Here is a 17,745-nt window from a genome sequence, read left to right on the forward strand (position 1 = left end):
AGAACGTATTTAGAGTATCGGGAATAAGCAATAAGGACATCGATTTGAACCTAAGACAACTGGAAGTCTTTTACGCCATTATGCAGACCGGAACTGTATCTGGAGCTGCACGTAGTTTGCATGTATCTCAGCCAAACGTGACTCGTATTTTGGCTCACACCGAGCAACAGCTTGGGTTTGGCCTATTTGAGCGTGTCAAAGGCAGACTAGTGCCAACGGTCGAAGCGAAAACTTTGTTGCCGGAAGCGGAGAAGGTCTACCAACAACTGGGGCAATTCCGTTCTTTAACTAACAAAGTGAAGCAAGGCCATCAGCATTTACGTATTGGTGCGCCACCGATTCTAGCGACCAAGTTGCTGACTCCAGTGATCGCCCAAATGTCTCGCGAGCAAGAGATTTCTTTTGAATTGCTTACTGCCAATCGCGATGAACTGTGTTCAGGGCTATTGAAGCATGAGCTTGATATTGCTATCGCATTTGGAGATGAAGCACCGCCTGCGATATTGTCAGAAACGCTATTAACCAAATCTCTTCAAGTCCTAGTTCCATCTAACACCGTTGAGCATTTTCCAGCAGACTCAACCCTTGATGATCTGATCAATTATCCGTTGCCAATCATCGGGCTTGATAGTCGTGATCCACTGGGTTTGCTGCTCCATCAAAGCTTGATTGCACGCGATGAGCATTATCATCACCCTATATCAGTACGTGGATACAGTGCTGCGGCAGAGCTGGTTAAGCACCAAGCAGGCTTTGCGATTGTCGATCCGTGGACGGCAGAACAGTACCAAAATGAGGATGCTGTTTGTGTGTTGTCACTGCAGCCTGAGATTCCATTCTCAGTATCGACTTTGTATGCCGAGCACACGCCGCAGTCGATTGTTGCCAAGCAGTTCATTACAGCGCTGAAGGGTTCTTGTTAGCGAACGACTAACTTTGTCTACCACCTAATATTTTTCGCCCAACTTACAACCTATAACATCATGTTATAGGTGCGCCATGAATTGGTATTCGGCAGGGCTCAATTTCTTAATTAAAGTAAATCCATACAAGGACTTATTAATTAGGAATGCTCATGTCTATCGCTCAACCTTACCTTCTTTTTCTTGGGGATGTTACAGACCCATTGGCTGCAAAAACCGCTCGTGGTATTCACCAATGGCGCCCTGAAATCTGCCTAGGCCAATTACGCTTAACAGAAGAGACAGTTTCTCTTGGTTTGACGGATATGACCTTGCAAGAGGCACAAGCGCAGGGAGCGAAAACGCTAGTTATTGGTACAGCCAATCCAGGTGGTGTGATCCCTGAGTCATGGCAACCAACCATACTGGCAGCTGCAGAAATGGGATTTGAGATTGCATCGGGCATGCACCAACGCTTGAGTGAATTTTCACCGCTTGCTGACATGCAGCAGCGAGGATTGACTAAGCTTCATGATGTGCGCCATTTTGATGGTGTTCTAAACGTTGGTAATGGCAAGCTTCGCCAAGGCAAGCGTCTGCTCACTGTTGGAACCGATTGCTCGGTAGGCAAGATGTTTTCTGCATTGGCGATAGAAAAATCGCTAAAAGAAGCGGGGACGTCGGCTCGATTCAAAGCGACAGGGCAGACTGGCATATTGATCGAAGGTAGCGGTATTTCGATTGATGCAGTGGTGGCAGATTTCATCTCTGGCGCAGTTGAAGCGATTAGCCCAGATTTTACAGACCACGAATGGGACATTATTGAAGGGCAGGGCTCTTTGTTTAACCCTTCTTTTGCAGGCGTGAGTTTGGGTTTATTGCATGGTGCGCAAGCTGATGCTTTAGTGCTTTGTCATGAAGTAGGGCGCCCACATATTCGCAATCTACCGCATGCCAAATTGCCAACAATAGAGCAAACTATTGATGCAAATTTACAAGCCGCGCGATTAACAAATCCAGACGCGAAACTAGTGGGTATCTGCCTGAACACATCGGCGATTAGCATTGAAGAGGCTAAGGCATTGTGCCAGGAATGGACCGAGACCTATCAAGTACCAGTGACGGATCCGGTGCGATTGGGTGTACAACACGTTACTGATCATTTGCGACATTCACTTTAACGATTTCATCATTTCTACGTTTCCATTTGTTAAAGCGAACATCAACCGAGTGAAATTATGAAGATTACAGCAGAACCAATTACTATCGCGATGCAAACGCCTTTTCGCATCTCTCGAGGCAGCCGAACAGAGTGTCATGTTGTTCGCGTTTACATTGAGCACAATGGTAAACAAGCGCAAGGTGAGTGTACTCCTTACCCTCGTTATGGCGAGTCATCCGAATCTGTATTGGCGCAAATTCAACAAGCTTCGAGCTCTCTTGAAACGGCCTTTGAACGTGGTATGACTGAGCCGGCTGAATTAAGAGATTATCTTCAGTCTTTATTGGCTGGAGGAGCTGCTCGTAATGCTGTCGATTGTGCACTTTGGGATTTTGAAGCGCAGCAAAACGAGCAGATGTTCCCAAATAGTATGTTTGAGTTACCTACACACATAGTTACGGCAATGACGGTCTCGATTGGCACACCAGAAGCGATGGCAACACAAGCTCGTGATTATGTGGCGAATGGTGCAAAACTCTTAAAAGTGAAGCTAGATGGTGAGCAAGTGGTAGAGCGTGTGAGTGCAGTCCGAGGTGCCGCGCCTGGTGTGAAAATTGTACTTGATGCCAATGAAGCGTGGACAGGGCTGAATCTCGAGGAGCTGTTCAATCAATTGGCTGAGTTTGATATCGCGATGATAGAACAGCCTCTGCCACAACAGCATGATGCCTCTTTGGCGCACATCAAGCATCCAATCCCATTGTGCGCTGATGAAAGTTGCCACACCACGTCGCAGCTTTCGTCGCTATTGGGCAAGTATGAAATGGTTAACATTAAGCTTGATAAAACCGGTGGTCTGACAGAAGCGTTAGCACTTGCCGAAGAAGCGCAAAGGCTTGGTTTTACTCTTATGTCTGGTTGTATGCTTGGCACTTCATTGGCAATGCGTGCAGCGCTGCCAATCGCCGTGCAATCTGAAATTGTCGATCTCGATGGACCTGTTTTACTTGGTCAAGACGTGTCGCCAGCACTGACTTATCGAGATGGAATGATCATTCTCTAGTTCTGAACTATTCAGTTAGAAGTCTCTCCATACAAAAATCGCATAGGCGTTAACCTATGCGATTTTCTATTTGCATCATTGAGCAATTATGGCTTAGGACGAGATACTCTGAACAGCCTAATACAACCCGCTTAGAAAATGCAGTGTTTAGCAAAGTCACCAGCTTCGTTCGCTGTCCAGTCGCCTTTTGGCTTCTCTTTCATATCTTCACACCAAGCTTCACTGCCAACTTCTGTACAAGCCATTAATTGAGTGGCTAGGAAAAGGATCAACGCGACTTTCTTCATAACAAATATTCCGTTTGGTGTAGGTTATCTAGGGTTACTTTACCAAAGACTACTGATGATTGTCATAGCTATCAGGGACTGGCGATATGGACTGAGCTGGAAAAGCGATTTGGTAACGAGAGTGACTGGCTGACTCTCAAGATCGAAAAAGCCAGCAACATGTGCTGGCTTTGAAATTCTTAATAAGCTTTTTTATCGGTAAGCTTTGACTACTTGAGGAGTTATACCAGTTTCATCTCTTGGATGATGTCCGAAGCGATTTCTGGCTTGGTACTTGTTGGTTTCTCGTGTAGATCTGCTTTCAATTGTCCCTTACGGTTGCTTAGGCCAGCTTCTAGCTTTTTGATAGCTGATGAAATAGCTGGGTACATAACGTCATCTGTCGCTTTTGCTGTTACACGTACACCTTCGTAGTTGGTGAACACTTCAACCTGATGTTGACCATGTTCTTTGGTAATGATGATGTCGCAGCTGATCAGTGATGGAAAATGGTTAGATATCTTTTCGAATTTACCTTCGATGTCTTTACGTGAGTCGTCGTTAATTGATACGTGATGTGTTTGAACGTTTATTTTCATAAATCATACCTTTCCAATGACTGTGTCATTTAAACGTAGCAAACATCGGATAGATTAACCAATAGAGAAAGTACACATGTGTGATTGACTTCAGTGTTATCAAATAATCTCTACTTACTCCCTTGAAAGTCCGAATAACTGATCGCATATTATGTTTCGTGTTTTCGAGACATGTTCAAAAATACTCCATCCTTGATAATTTGCTCTAATTATGAGCGCCACTCTAGTGAATAACTCTTCATCGGTTTTATAATTCCGAACTTGTCACTTGGCTAACTTCTTTCGTTTTTGATAAATAAGTTACCACTAGACTTTAATTTATAGACACTCAACAGCCCACTCCATATTGAAGTGAAACTCACCTGCGGTCAGCTGCGACTCTGGGATGGTAATACGCGCCATAATTGAAACTTCGTTATTGGACGAGAGCTGTTCACTCGGAAATTCTACGCCTTGACGCCAGTAATTTATGTCCCCTTCGTACCGAACGGGCGTTTCTACTTTGAACCTTACAAGTTCTGAAATGCGAGACTCATCGATTGAGCCTAGGTCAATGTGCTGCAACTTGAGCAATAATCGTGAATCTTTTCTATTGGATTCCAGCTTTAGTGTTATCGCTCGGCCATCGTAGTCTTGTCCAAAGCTCATCTCACCTAGGTTATTAATCACCTCTAGCCCGCAGCGCTCTCTCACGTGTTTCTTAAAGCTCAATGTAGAGTGTTTATTGGATGCAAACGTGCAGCTAGAGAGGCTCAGTAAAATAAACGCGACGATAAAGCGTAGCATGTTAGTTCACCATAACGCGGACTATAAAATCCGTGACCGCTTGTTCAGTAACTGCCACATTACTGATGGTTTGTTTGTCTTTGAGGGATACCTGATAACTCGAGCTCAGTACGATATCGGTATGGTGATATTTGTACTCAACAATCAGGTCACAAGTGACACGATCGGCTTGTTTTACCGCAGCGGTGGTATCGGTGTAGTTAACACGACTTTCAGTGTCGATGAGTTCGATACTCGACCAGTCGATGTATTCTGAATTTGAAAGTGCATCAAAAATTCGACGCTCATGATTCTCTGAACCATCAACACATATTTGATTGAACTGCTCGACTTCTTGTCTATCGAAGCCGGTGCTCACAGCGTAGGGCGCGATAAATAAGATCGATAAGAATAATAGTAAGGTTTTCATAAAGCCTCTGAGTCAGTAAGCCCTCTTGATTAGAGGGCTTTCTGTGGGAGAGATGATGGTTAGTTACACTCAATCTTCCATTTTGTTTCTACTTCATAGTCATCATTTGCATCGAGGTTACTTTCATCAACCGCAACTCGCGCGTATAGATTCAAATTGTTGTCTTCTCGAATTTGATCACGAGTGATGTCGACACCAGATTCCCACCCGATAGCTGATTGATCGAGCTCTGTGGTACCCGTTGATTGAAAGAAGACATCACTCTTTTGAATTTGTCCGTCAAAAGACTCTATTTTTACTTCTTCTGCTCGAACTTTAACTCCGTCCTTGTTGCTTACCAGTTTCACGGTTGCATGAGAGTCATTGTAATTTTCTCCAAACGCTAGGTTCGCTTTATCTTCGGTAGCTTCGATACCGCATTGAGACTCTACCGATGCAGAGAAAATGACATCTCCGGTTTGGTCATCTTCATGACCAGGAGTCTGAGCAAATGCCGATCCAGTGGTAAAAATAGATATGGCTGCTAAGCCAAGTAATGGTTTTTTATTAAGCATTTTTTACTCCGAAAAAGTGGTATTGCTTTGTTTCATCTTCAGCAGACGATATTTCTCTGCTTCGATTTGTAATAGCTTGAGCTCATGTTCCGCTTGAGCCAGCTCTTCTAAACGTTCTCGCTCACGCAGCTCGAACTCGTACAGTCGACGACAGTCAACTCGTTCCTCACCACCAAACTGAAATGTGACAGCGGCGTATACACCAGCCTCATCCTGATTTTGGTAGTAATAATTGTTGTAATAGCTATCGCTATCTTCATTACCTGTTGAGCCATAGGTTCCGAACTGAACGGTTTTGCCCGTAGAAATCGCTTGTTCGCAAGAAGCCCCCTCAGATGTACGAACTCGGTCGGTTCCTGAAGGGTTAGATACACTCGGTATCGGGTTCGCATAAACGGGTAGCGTTAGAGCAATGCTGCTCAATGAAGCGATAGCCAGTGCTACGACAGTCAATAAAGCTCTGCGCAGCGTTGTAGTGATGTTGTTCATTATCATTACCGTCTGAATTGGATTAATAGCGCTTGAATTTAAGGTTGGTGCACACTTCGTAGCTGTTCGGAGAGTCCGTCACCATGCGGGTACAAATCTTTTTCTTGGTCGTTTGCCCAGCAGGTGTCTTTACATTGATATCTAGCTCAATCTCTTGATTGGCAGCCAACTGAATTTTGTTCGGAAACTCTTTGTCATCAATTCTCAGGTAGTAGTCGGCGTTTTTCGTATAACGGTTCACCAATAGAAATCTGACTTGTGTTTTGTCCGAGTAGGTTTGAAATTCAGTGTTTTTCCATTTGTGCACGTTTGCGTTTGCCAAAGTACTGCTCAGCAATAGCCCGGCAGCAATGATGTACATAGCCTTCATGAGAACCTCAAAATGATGATCGAGGTCTCATTTTAGTTTTGTTCGAATGCGGGTCTTACCATTTTGCGCCACTGACATAAGGCTGACAGTACGGTAAAAGAGGAGGGAACTTGGAGAGCTTAAAAACGATTAGTTTATGAATTCGTCACTCAATATCACAATTACAAATAAGGGCTGCGGTAGTTTATTGAGGTATCTGTTAGTACGGGATACCATAACATCTTCGTTAAATTTGGATTCGTTACCATGAAAATGCCTGTTAAATTGGCTGCTGTTGCAGCTTCACTTTCTTTCGCTTTTAATGCTTTTGCTGCGCCTGTTGAGTTTCAGAAAATTCCAGAGATCATGCAGCAATTTGAAACTGCAGAGCTGTACGTCAAAAAGTCAGTGACTCTAGGGCGTTTGCCTGCTGAATCTGAAATAGGCACGGATTTCCCTACCTACGTTTCTGACGGAAAGGGTGGTTACAGCTTAGAAACTAACAACGTGATGACGGATGATGTAGTTATTGCAAGCATGCCTAAGGCGATTGTTGATGATGTTTTCAACCAATGGTTGGTACCAAAAGAGACGTGGATCAGTAGCTATGGTTCACTGCCAACGTCGACCTCTGAGTTCAAACCGTTTAAGCGAATTAAAACCATCAAAGCCATTAAGATTGACGCTGAAATGCTTGAGCTAATGGGCAGCGAAGATGGCAAAACAGCTGTGATTAAAGTGAGCTGGGATGAAAAAGGGATGAAGGTTTATAAGGACGGTTACTTAGCGGATTATGAGTACGGTATTGCCCCTCATGAGATGCAAGAGAACTACGAGCTAGCACCTAAGTAGTTTTATTCCATTTCCGAAAAGCGCTCTGGTTTGCAGGGCGCTTTTTATATCCCCACCAAAATATGACCTAACTCACACTTTTCTGACATTTTACCGCTCGTTATGCTAGTATGCGCCGCTTGTCTTTGTAATTGATAAAAAACGCATTACCCAAACAGAGTTTTCTGTTTATCTGCTTGTAATGACCTCATTCAGTTTGGCCTAACTTGGCTGAACATCTGCATTTTGCTCGGACGCAAAGAGAGTAGTTCTCACTACTTCACTATGTACATTTGAGAGCACCATCTATCAAAGGCCTTTTAGAAACAGCCTAGTTAGCGCGAACTACGTTCTGCGTGAAGGGTTTCGTTTTTCCAAAAATCCCCTGGCGCCAAGTATTGCTTGGTTGCTGACAAGTAAGGAGTCTATATGACGTCTACGGTATCTACATCCGTACCTACATCTCCAGCTGGTAATACAGCTTCGACAGAGAAAGAAGTAAACCATCCATTTCTTTCTTTGGTCATCATGGTAATCGTTGCAGCAATCGCAACCTACTTTATCCCTGCAGGCGAGTTTGAACGAGTGGTTATGAATGGCCGCACGGTGATCGACCCAGACAGCTATACACTGTTAGCAAGCAACCCAACAACATTAGCCTCTTTTTTCGAATCATTTTTTAAAGGCTTTAAATCCGCTTCAGGCGTGATGGGTGTTGTGGTGTTTGTTGGTGGTGCTTTCGGTATCATCAAACACATGGGGCTGTTAGACGCTTCGGTCGTCGCGCTTACCACTAAGCTTAAAAAACAAGGCTTGTATGTGATTGCGCCAGTGATCATGACGGCGATCTTCTTCAATGTGACCTTCACTGGTATGCGTGAATTGGATGTTATTTTCATCTCGTTGATGATCCCGATCTGTATCAAGCTTGGGTACGATGCGATTACAGCGTTAGGCGTTGTTCTACTGGCAAGTTGTGCTGGTTTTGCTGCTGCGTTGGCGAACCCATTCTTCACGGGTATTGCACATACTATCGCTGAACTGCCTTTGTACTCAGGCATGTGGTATCGCTTTATTGTCGGTATGTTTATGCTGTTGACTGGCGCTTGGTATGTGTTGAATTACGCAAGAAAAGTAAAACAAGATCCAACCAAAGGTTTGTTGCATGGCACAGGCTACCATTACGAATCGAATGTTGAAGCGAAGACTCTAACTCTGCGTGAGAAGCTAGCGGGTATCGCGTTCTTGGGCGTATTCGCGTATATGATCTTCGGTACCCTGACTATGGGCTTTGGCTTTACTGAGATCGCAGGTGCGTTTGTGGCAATGGCGATCATTCCGGGCTTAGTGGCGGGACTGTCTCCAAACAAGATTTGTGAATATTGGACCAAAGGTGTCAGCGATGTATTGGTCGCTGTATTGATCATCTTCTTTGCGCGTTCGGTGTTGACCATTATGGAAGACGCGAAGATTGTCGACTCGATCATCTACTATCTTGCGCAGATCATTTCAGGCAGCTCTAAGCTTGTTGCGGCGGCAGGTATCTACTTCTCACAAGCGGCGATTAATCTGTTTATCCCGTCGGGTAGTGGTCAAGCGGTGATCACCATGCCAATTATCATTCCATTGGCAGACATTGGCGAAGTGACTCGTCAAGTTGCGGCGTTGGCATCTCAATTGGGTGACGGTATCTCGAATTACATTTATCCAACCAACGGTGGTTTGCTGGCGGTACTAGCGATTGCCAAAGTACCTTATGGCAAGTGGGTAGGTTTCTTCTTACCACTATTCTTGTTCTGGTCGGTAGGCGCTCTGATTTCAGTCGTGATTGCTCAAATGATTGAGTTAGGTCCATTCTAAGGCTCGTGCTTTAGTCGGATAGCTTTGCTTGAAACAATCCAATAACTATAAAGGCAGCGAATTCGCTGCCTTTTTCGTTCGAGTTGAAGTTACCCGAGATAGAGCATTACTCTTCAAACTGATAAGAGGAGGGTACGACGATGACACCTTGTTTCGAAATGTGGAAACGCTTGGCGTCTGCAAGGCTATCAAGACCAATTTGGGTTCCATCTGGTACTTTCACGTTCTTATCTATGATGCAGTTTTGAATGTGGCAGTTTCGTCCAATCTCAACATCTTCAAACAAGATACTATCAATCACGATTGCCGCGTTGCTCACTTTTACCTTCGGGAAGAAGATAGAGTTTTGCGCGGAGCCTCCCTCTATCACTACACCATTAGCAATCATCGAGTTGATGAATATCCCTTGATTTCCCTCTACCGAAGCAATGGTGCGTGCTGGTGGTAGTTGCGGTTCATAGGTACGAATTGCCCAATCCGGCTGATACAAATCGATTGGCGAAGTGGGCTTTAGCAAATCCATGTTCGATTGGTAATAAGAGTCGATGGTACCCACGTCTCTCCAATAGGCATCCTGGGTTACGCGCCCCTCTTCGTCGCCAAATTTATAGGCGTAAACACTGTTATTCTCGACTAGCTTAGGAATGATGTCTTTACCAAAATCATGGCTTGAATCTGGGTCTTCAGCGTCTGCTAATAATGTTTGTGTCAGTACTTCTTTGTCGAAGATGTAAATCCCCATAGAAGCCATACTTCGCGTTGGTCTACCGGGTACGCTCGCGGGGTAACGCGGTTTTTCGGTAAAGTTATTAATCTGATGAGACTCGTCGATCTCCATCACACCAAACTCTTTGGCTTCATCTATCGACACCTCCATGCAGGCTACCGTTAAGTCAGCTTCATTCTGCTTATGTTGCTTGAGCATTGGAGCGTAATCCATCCGGTAGATATGATCGCCGGATAACACCACCACATGCTTGGCTTCACTGCGCGACAGCAAATATAAGTTTTGATAAATCGCGTCAGCAGTGCCGCTATACCAACTATCTCCCGTGCGCATTTGTGGTGGCACATTAGTGATGTATTCGCCGAGCTCGGGGTTAAGCACCGACCAACCATCACGTAAGTGTTTCTGCAAAGAGTGAGACTTGTACTGAGTTAGCACAAGGATTTGGCGAAGCCCAGAGTGCAGGCAGTTCGCGAGCGTGAAATCGATGATTCGATATTTGCCACCAAAAGGCACCGCAGGTTTTGCGCGGTTATCAGTGAGAGGAGAAAGCCGAGAGCCAACACCGCCGGCCAGAACGATTGTTAGAGTGTCTTGCATAGTCAGAACCTCAATGTATTTATGATTATGTTTAAGGTCCTGCAAGCACTAAGCCAAATGTAACCCATTGAATATTAAAAGAGGGGATAAAGATTTCCATCCTGTTGCACCACATTGATGCATTTAGAATCTTAGCTTGCTCTATTTTGATTCAGACTCATTAGAACAAGTCGACGGGGTTGGATTAAACAAAATGACGCACGGGAAAGTTGCATTACAAAACTGTCAATAAAATGAAGGAATAAAGTGATCGGGTCGATATAAATTTACATAAATAGTTGCAACTTTTCACAAATTGATTTCCATCAATAAAGTAGGGTTATTCTGTGATATTTTGCACGCAAAATAAGAAATGATTACTCATTCACCAATAAAATGAAGCCCTCAAAGGAAATAATAATGAAAAAAACAGTATGTGGTATTGCGGTTATTGCGGCTCTTATGTCAACGAATGTTCTTGCTCATAAAGAAGGTGATTTCATCATCCGTGCAGGTGCAGCAACAGTATCTCCAAACGACAGCAGCGACGCTGTACTTAATAACCCTGACCTAGAATTCTCAGTTGATTCTGATACTCAGCTTGGTCTGACTTTCGGTTATATGTTCACTGACAACATCAGCTTTGAAGTGTTAGCAGCAAGCCCATTTTCTCACAGCATTTCTGTTAACGGTTTAGGGAAAATTGCTGATACTAAACACCTTCCACCAACGTTCATGGTTCAATACTACTTCGGTGAAGCGAACAGTGACTTCCGCCCATATGTAGGTGCTGGCCTTAACTACACCGTATTCTTTGATGAAGGTTTGAATGCTAACGGCAAAAACGCTGGTCTAACAGATGTGTCTTTAGATGACTCTTGGGGTTTGGCTGCAAACATTGGTATGGACTACATGATCAATGAGGACTGGTTCCTAAATGCATCGGTTTGGTACGCAGATATTGGAACAACGGCAACATACAAGACTGCGACAGATACATTTAAAACTGACGTTGATATCGACCCATGGGTATTCATGATCGGTGGTGGTTACAACTTCTAATCTACGATTCAGTTTACGAAGGCGCTCAAGCACCAGCCAGCTTGTGCGCCTTTTTTTGTTAATGAATTAGTCACTGTAACGCCTTGTTGTTATGGGTAAAGTAGACCTATTGTCGTCATCTATTATTAATAAAATAGAAAGATAGCTGTCATAACTACCTCATAAAATCGCGATTCAAATTATGGAGGATATATGAATCGCAAAATCAATAAGCTGACTTTATTACTACCTATCGCAGTGAGTTCTGCTCTTGCTGGATGTTCTCAGTCAACATCATCTACGGCTAGTACACTCTCTCAAACCTCACTTGATGCTTTGAGCCTCCAATGCCAATCCAGCCAACAGCCAATTGCAAACGATGCTGAGGTTACCGGACTTACTTTGGTTGGCAGTTCTATTGCCGACGCTCCTTTCGCAACTTCTGCAGCAGAAATTGTCAGTTACGATTCATGTACCGATAAATTGTATGTCGTAAATGCTCAAGCAAAGAAAGTCGATGTGCTATCGATGAATGCTGATAGCTCGCCAAACTCGGAAAGCTCTATTGATCTTCAATCTGCCGCGTTAGCTTCTGGTATCAATATCGGTGCTGCAAATAGCGTCTCGACACATCAAGGATTAGTTGCTGTTGCGATCGAAAACGCCGACAAACAACAAAATGGCATTATTGCTTTGTATCGTTCAGATACTTTAGAGTTAATCACCACGTACACGACGGGCGCGCTGCCAGACATGGTGAGCTTTTCTAAAGATGGTCGTTACATTGCTTCAGCAAATGAAGGTGAGCCGAACTCGGATTACACCATTGACCCTGAAGGCTCGGTGACATTGGTGGATTTAGCGAATGGCCCGATGCAAGCGAAGGTCACTCAGATTGATTTCAAGGCATTTAATCAAGGTCAGTCTCGTCACAAAGAACTGACCGACAAGGTTCGAATTTCAGCACCGAATGCGACCGTTGCTCAAGACTTAGAGCCTGAATATCTAACGTTTGCTGACAACGGCAAACTCTACGTTGCCCTCCAAGAGAACAACGCACTAGCAGCGATTGATGTCGCAACTGCAGAGGTGGATGCGATTCTTGGTTTAGGTGGTAAACCTTGGGATAGCGCGCAATTGGATGCGTCGAATAAAGACAAAAATATTGGCAACCTACAAAGCTACGCGATGTTAGAAGGGCTTTACATGCCAGACAGCATCACTAGCTACAGTGTCGATGGCAATACCTACATCGTGACGGCGAACGAAGGTGACGGCCGCGAGTATGGCATCAAGACGACGCAAAAAGTATGTGATGATAAGGGTTTCGAGTGGGATGGTGATGATTATCAAGGCACCGAAAACTACACCACAGAGAAAGACTTTTGTATCGCTTATGTTGATGAAGTGCGTGGCAAAAAGTTAGATGTTGACGCTAACCACCCATTGGCAGGTGCATTAAAAGACAATAAGCAGCTTGCACGTCTTAAAGTGATCAAGCCACAAGGCACGCTTGCTGCTGACCAAAAGGTTCAAGCATTCGGTAGCCGCTCTTTCTCTATCTGGAATGACTCAGGCGAATTAGTGTTTGATAGTGGTGATGACTTTGCTCGAATCGTGCTTGAGCAAGATCCTGCAAACTTCAACAGCACCAATGATAACAATCAGAGTGGTGATGATCGCAGCGATGATAAAGGGGTGGAGCCTGAAGCTATCGAAGTGGCTGAGATTAACGGTAAGCACTATGCCTTTATCGGCCTTGAACGCCAAGGTGGCATCATGGTTTACGATGTAACGCAGCCTAAGAACGCAAGCTTCATCAGCTATCTCAATAATCGTGATTTTACTCAGCCAGTGTGCACTAAGATTGATGAAGACGGCGATTGTGACAATGATACTTACAACTCGAAAGCCGGTGACTTAGGTCCAGAATCAATCAAGTATTTCACTCGTTCTGGTAACCACTTTATTGCGGTTGGCAATGAAGTAAGCGGCAGTACATCAGTTTATCGCGTTGAGTTCTAACCTCGCTTACTGCTAGCAATTAGATTGAATCAAAACAAAATCGCCACTACTGGGTAAGTAGTGGCGATTTTAGTTTTTGGCTTATTTTACCGCTGACTCATTAGCGATAGATAAGTCCTATGGCTCTTGCTTAGTTGGTGCTAGAGCGATTTCACGGATACATACGTTTTGTGGTTGCTGGTAAGCGAATGATACTGCGCGAGCAATGTCGTCAGCTGCTAGTACGCCACCCATTTGCTCTTTCCACTCACCGTAACCATCTTTAATTTCTTGAGATGTTGTGTGAGAAAGAAGTTCAGTTTCTACCGCACCTGGTGCAATTGTTGTTACACGAACGTTAGCTGCAGCTACTTCTTCACGTACGTTTTCAGAGATAGCGTGTACAGCGAACTTAGTACCACAGTAAGCTGCGTGGTTAGGGAATGTTTTCTTACCCGCAATTGAACTGATGTTGATGATTGTGCCGCTGTTACGTTCTTTCATTGGCGCTAGAACAGCTTGCATGCCGTTTAGAAGACCGATTACGTTCACATCGAACATACGTTTCCACTCAGATGCGTCTTGCGTATCAATTTGGCCTAGAAGCATTGCGCCAGCATTGTTGATTAGCGCATCAACAGGGCCGAATTTCTCTTCACCTTGTGCAATCGCAGCTTCGAATGATGCTTGGTCAGTCACATCTACTTTTACTGCTAGAGAGTTTGGTAGGTTTAGCGCTTCAAGGCGATCAATACGACGAGCTAGAAGTAGCAGAGGGTGACCTTCATCGCTAAGACGACGAGCGATTGCTTCACCAATACCAGAGCTTGCACCTGTAATTACGATTAGTTTTTTCATTTTATTTCCTCTGTACTTTTATTGCGTCGGTTGGCTACGACGTATTGTTTAAGTGCTTTCGAATCAAGTGCTTGTTGCCTTGCTTCGTTGCGATGGAGGTATATTAAGGAAAATAGCATTGTTGATATATAGCGCTTTACTTGAAACACTGTTGCTGTAGTGCAACAATTAGGGTGTTCACCTTATTGCTTCATCTCTTTTAATTTCACAAGTAAGTTGGCGGCTATGCTCAATCAAATTAACCTGTCTGATATTCGTTCCTTTGTGCTTATTGCTCGATTGGGCAATTTTACTAAAGCCGCTGAGGAGCTCGATGTGTCACGTTCCCATGTATCACGTCAGGTGAGTAGCTTAGAAAAGCAGATGGGTGTGACATTGTTTATTCGCACCACTCGAACCCTAAGGCTGACCCATGCAGGGCAAGATCTGTACACGAGATGTGAACAAGCTCTAGATAATATAGACCAAGCGCTGATTGCGGCCGTCGACGATGTCGAAGAAGTACGCGGTGACATCAAAGTCAACTGTGTCGGTGGTTATTTGGGGGAGGTGATCATTGCTGATCTGGTCAATGAGTTTATGCAGCTCTACCCAGACATCAGCATAAGCCTGGATTTCAGTAGTAACCGAGTTGATTTGATTGAAGATGCATTCGATATCGCTTTTCGTATGGGAAGCCTTGAAGACGCGGGCTTTATTGCAAGGAAGTTATTGGATATAGAGATGGGAACGCTCGCGAGCCCTGAGTATTTTGCTCGTAAAGGAAAGCCTAACCACCCTAAAGAGTTGATCCATCATGACTGCTTAACCGGTTCGGTGCGTAAATGGAGTTTTCAAGCGCTCGATGACACTAAGAAAACGCTCGATGTACATGTGACAGGAAAGTTGCAATGCAAAAATGGTCGAGTGCTAGTACAAGGTGCGAAGTCGGGTAACGGGATTATTCGTGTGCCAACCATCTATTGCTTGCAAGAACTGAATGATGGGCAATTAGTGCAGGTATTTGATGACTGGGTGGTGCCTAAAGTGGACTTTTCAGCGATCTACCATCGAGACCGCTATCAACCAAGCCGGATTAGAACCTTTATTGATTTTGTGAAAAGTCGCTTTGAACAAATGCCAGTGAGCTAGGTATGTTAGCTGTCTTCCGTCTTTTGACAATAGTTAGGCTGGCTTCGACTTACATTTCGTCGATTTCGTTTTGTAGGCTTTCTAGCTGATCTAGAACCAGTAGGAATTTCTCACCAAATGGAGTGACTTGGTACTCAACTCTTGGTGGCAGTTCGTTGAACATTTGCTTATCTAGAATCCCGAACTCTACATTTCGCTTTAAACATTCATTCAAGACCTTGGTCGATAACCCTTCGACCGAGCGTACCATTTCACCGGGACGATTGATGCCATTTGCCAGTAGTTGGTAAACCGTGAGCGACCATTTACAACCGTAGATGGTCTCTACCATGCGAGCAGAGCGCTCTGGTGCTGATTTTCTTGAAAAAAAGTTTTCCTGATTTTTCATAAAGATGTACCAATAAGTACCTACCTAACCGATTTGTACTTACTATTCATAGTGTTAGTTCAAAGCCTAAGATTACCACGTTCACATGACTTAGGAGATAACAAAATGAACTTCACTAAAAATGGTATTGCAGTAGTAATCGGTGGCACAAGTGGTATGGGCTTTGAAACAGCGAAGCAGTTAGTCGCTCAAAATATCCATGTGCTGGTTGTCGGCAATAACCCAGCTAAGTTAGATAAAGCAGTATCAGAACTTCAGTCGTTAGGCCACGCGACTGGATGGCAAGCTAATCTTTATGATGATGCAAGTGTAGCGAATCTTATTGCGCATTTAGAGTCTATTGAAGAGGGTATTGGTTACCTTGTTAATGCGGCTGGCTACTTTAACCCTAAAGCGTTTGTCGATCATCAAGAGTCGGATTACGAGCAATACATGCAGCTCAACAAAGCGACTTTCTTCATCACTCAAGCTGTCAGCAAGTTGATGATCAAAAACGGTGGCGGTAACGTGGTAAATGTAGGCTCTATGTGGGCGAAACAAGCGATCAAAGCGACGCCATCTTCTGCGTATTCAATGGCAAAAGCTGGGCTACACGCTTTAACACAGCACATGGCAATGGAATTGGCGGACCACAATATTCGTGTGAATGCGGTTTCTCCAGCTGTCGTTAAAACGCCGATCTACGAATCATTCATTAAGCCAGAAGAGGTGGACCAAGCGCTAGAAGGCTTCAATGCTTTCCACCCAATTGGTCGAGTGGGCCAACCTAAAGACATCGCAAACAGCATCTCTTTCTTGCTATCAGACAGTGCCGATTGGGTAACGGGCGCAATCTGGGATGTTGATGGTGGTGTGATCGCGGGCCGCAATTAATCAAGCCGAGCTTTCAATATGGGGGGGGGGGGGGCTTCGTTAGCAATTATCAATTAGCAATTAAGAATTAGCAGCTAACAGCGAAGTCTCTCCCTCGCTCGTTATTCGCGTAGAATAGATATTAGCAAGACAATAATAATTAAAACAATACTTAGAGTAAGGTCGTCATTATGTTCAACATGGACTTTTCAAAGAGACTGGTTATCGAAACCGATAAACTAGATTGGGTTGCAAGCCCTGCCAAAGGGGTATGGCGTAAGCCCCTAGAAAGAGAAGAGAAAGAATCGGGTCACACGACTAGTATGGTGAAATACGATCCTCAATCTTCGTTTTCTGAACACCCACATCCGCAAGGAGAGGAGATCTTCGTGTTGGACGGTGTGTTCTCTGATGAAACTGGCGATTTCCCAGCAGGCACTTACATTCGCAACCCACCTGGCAGCGCGCACTCTCCATCGAGCAAAGAGGGTTGCACGATCTTAGTTAAGCTAAATCAGTTTGATGCTAGAGACTTAACTCAAGTTCGAATCAATACGCTAGAAACGGAATGGCTACCGGGTATTGGCGGGTTACAGGTGATGCCACTGCATGAGTTTGAGCATGAACATGTCGCTTTAGTGAAGTGGCCTGTCGGTGAACGCTTTCAGCCACATCGTCACTTCGGCGGTGAAGAGATCTTTGTGTTGTCGGGCACCTTTAAAGATGAACATGGTGTGTACCCGAAGCATACTTGGATGCGCAGCCCTCACATGAGTGAGCATTTCCCTTATGTGGAAGAAGAGACGGTCATTTTAGTGAAAACGGGTCACTTGCCGATCGACTAGCTCGCCCCATAACTGAGCTATTGTTTGGTTTGGAATAAATCTCAGAGAAC

The 17,745-nt window shown here is 44.5% G+C and carries 20 protein-coding genes; 10 read left to right on the forward strand and 10 right to left on the reverse strand.

What is annotated here, in order from left to right:
• Positions 1 to 44: 44 nt before the first annotated feature.
• From L0991_20825 to ycjG, 3 genes are all read left to right on the forward strand, one after another.
• Positions 45 to 923, forward strand: coding sequence for a LysR family transcriptional regulator (locus L0991_20825; GenBank protein ID XGB64471.1), 879 nt, complete (start codon positions 45 to 47; stop codon positions 921 to 923).
• Between the two features lie 152 nt (positions 924 to 1,075).
• Positions 1,076 to 2,083 (forward strand): DUF1611 domain-containing protein, encoded by a 1,008-nt coding sequence (locus L0991_20830; GenBank protein XGB64472.1) that lies wholly within the window; start codon positions 1,076 to 1,078, stop codon positions 2,081 to 2,083.
• Positions 2,084 to 2,140: 57 nt separating this feature from the next.
• Entirely contained in the window at positions 2,141 to 3,127 is a 987-nt protein-coding gene (gene ycjG / locus L0991_20835; GenBank protein XGB64473.1) for an L-Ala-D/L-Glu epimerase, read from the forward strand.
• Positions 3,128 to 3,258: 131 nt separating this feature from the next.
• Here ycjG and L0991_20840 read toward each other — a convergent pair whose 3' ends face one another.
• From L0991_20840 to L0991_20870, 7 genes are all read right to left on the reverse strand, one after another.
• Positions 3,259 to 3,414 (reverse strand): DUF3012 domain-containing protein, encoded by a 156-nt coding sequence (locus tag L0991_20840; protein ID XGB64474.1) that lies wholly within the window; start codon positions 3,412 to 3,414, stop codon positions 3,259 to 3,261.
• A 221-nt stretch (positions 3,415 to 3,635) separates the two neighbouring features.
• Complete coding sequence (raiA, locus tag L0991_20845) at positions 3,636 to 3,992, reverse strand: ribosome-associated translation inhibitor RaiA (GenBank protein XGB64475.1); 357 nt, start codon at positions 3,990 to 3,992, stop codon at positions 3,636 to 3,638.
• 318 nt (positions 3,993 to 4,310) lie between these two features.
• Positions 4,311 to 4,778, reverse strand: coding sequence for a hypothetical protein (locus L0991_20850; protein XGB64476.1), 468 nt, complete (start codon positions 4,776 to 4,778; stop codon positions 4,311 to 4,313).
• A 1-nt stretch (position 4,779) separates the two neighbouring features.
• On the reverse strand, positions 4,780 to 5,187 hold the full coding sequence (locus tag L0991_20855; GenBank protein XGB64477.1) for a hypothetical protein: 408 nt from the start codon (positions 5,185 to 5,187) through the stop codon (positions 4,780 to 4,782).
• A 59-nt stretch (positions 5,188 to 5,246) separates the two neighbouring features.
• Entirely contained in the window at positions 5,247 to 5,741 is a 495-nt protein-coding gene (locus L0991_20860; protein ID XGB64478.1) for a hypothetical protein, read from the reverse strand.
• Positions 5,742 to 5,744: 3 nt separating this feature from the next.
• Positions 5,745 to 6,230 (reverse strand): hypothetical protein, encoded by a 486-nt coding sequence (locus tag L0991_20865; protein XGB64479.1) that lies wholly within the window; start codon positions 6,228 to 6,230, stop codon positions 5,745 to 5,747.
• A gap of 22 nt (positions 6,231 to 6,252) precedes the next feature.
• Positions 6,253 to 6,600 (reverse strand): hypothetical protein, encoded by a 348-nt coding sequence (locus L0991_20870; protein ID XGB64480.1) that lies wholly within the window; start codon positions 6,598 to 6,600, stop codon positions 6,253 to 6,255.
• Between the two features lie 246 nt (positions 6,601 to 6,846).
• Between L0991_20870 and L0991_20875 the strand changes: the two genes are divergently transcribed.
• On the forward strand, positions 6,847 to 7,431 hold the full coding sequence (locus tag L0991_20875) for a hypothetical protein (GenBank protein ID XGB64481.1): 585 nt from the start codon (positions 6,847 to 6,849) through the stop codon (positions 7,429 to 7,431).
• 408 nt (positions 7,432 to 7,839) lie between these two features.
• A complete protein-coding gene (locus L0991_20880) occupies positions 7,840 to 9,270 on the forward strand; it encodes an AbgT family transporter (protein XGB64482.1) in 1,431 nt (476 codons plus the stop codon).
• 106 nt (positions 9,271 to 9,376) lie between these two features.
• On the opposite strand, the gene glgC is transcribed toward L0991_20880, so the two are convergent.
• Positions 9,377 to 10,597, reverse strand: coding sequence for a glucose-1-phosphate adenylyltransferase (gene glgC / locus L0991_20885; protein ID XGB64483.1), 1,221 nt, complete (start codon positions 10,595 to 10,597; stop codon positions 9,377 to 9,379).
• A 399-nt stretch (positions 10,598 to 10,996) separates the two neighbouring features.
• Between glgC and ompW the strand changes: the two genes are divergently transcribed.
• Complete coding sequence (gene ompW / locus L0991_20890; GenBank protein ID XGB64484.1) at positions 10,997 to 11,638, forward strand: outer membrane protein OmpW; 642 nt, start codon at positions 10,997 to 10,999, stop codon at positions 11,636 to 11,638.
• A gap of 192 nt (positions 11,639 to 11,830) precedes the next feature.
• Positions 11,831 to 13,642 carry a choice-of-anchor I family protein gene (locus L0991_20895; GenBank protein XGB64485.1) on the forward strand — a complete coding sequence of 604 codons (1,812 nt, stop codon included), beginning with the start codon at positions 11,831 to 11,833 and terminating at the stop codon, positions 13,640 to 13,642.
• 117 nt (positions 13,643 to 13,759) lie between these two features.
• On the opposite strand, the gene L0991_20900 is transcribed toward L0991_20895, so the two are convergent.
• Positions 13,760 to 14,479: an SDR family oxidoreductase gene (locus L0991_20900; GenBank protein ID XGB64486.1), complete on the reverse strand. Its 720-nt coding sequence runs from the start codon at positions 14,477 to 14,479 to the stop codon at positions 13,760 to 13,762.
• A 225-nt stretch (positions 14,480 to 14,704) separates the two neighbouring features.
• Between L0991_20900 and L0991_20905 the strand changes: the two genes are divergently transcribed.
• Positions 14,705 to 15,610, forward strand: coding sequence for a LysR family transcriptional regulator (locus L0991_20905; protein ID XGB64487.1), 906 nt, complete (start codon positions 14,705 to 14,707; stop codon positions 15,608 to 15,610).
• A gap of 49 nt (positions 15,611 to 15,659) precedes the next feature.
• On the opposite strand, the gene L0991_20910 is transcribed toward L0991_20905, so the two are convergent.
• Entirely contained in the window at positions 15,660 to 15,998 is a 339-nt protein-coding gene (locus tag L0991_20910) for a helix-turn-helix transcriptional regulator (GenBank protein XGB64488.1), read from the reverse strand.
• Positions 15,999 to 16,103: 105 nt separating this feature from the next.
• Between L0991_20910 and L0991_20915 the strand changes: the two genes are divergently transcribed.
• Together L0991_20915 and L0991_20920 are read left to right on the forward strand one after the other, a co-directional pair.
• A complete protein-coding gene (locus L0991_20915; protein XGB64489.1) occupies positions 16,104 to 16,871 on the forward strand; it encodes an SDR family oxidoreductase in 768 nt (255 codons plus the stop codon).
• Between the two features lie 170 nt (positions 16,872 to 17,041).
• Positions 17,042 to 17,695: a cupin domain-containing protein gene (locus L0991_20920; GenBank protein XGB64490.1), complete on the forward strand. Its 654-nt coding sequence runs from the start codon at positions 17,042 to 17,044 to the stop codon at positions 17,693 to 17,695.
• Positions 17,696 to 17,745 lie beyond the last annotated feature (50 nt).

Origin of the sequence: Vibrio chagasii (genome assembly GCA_041879415.1) — a bacterium.
In the GTDB taxonomy this organism is placed as follows: domain Bacteria; phylum Pseudomonadota; class Gammaproteobacteria; order Enterobacterales; family Vibrionaceae; genus Vibrio.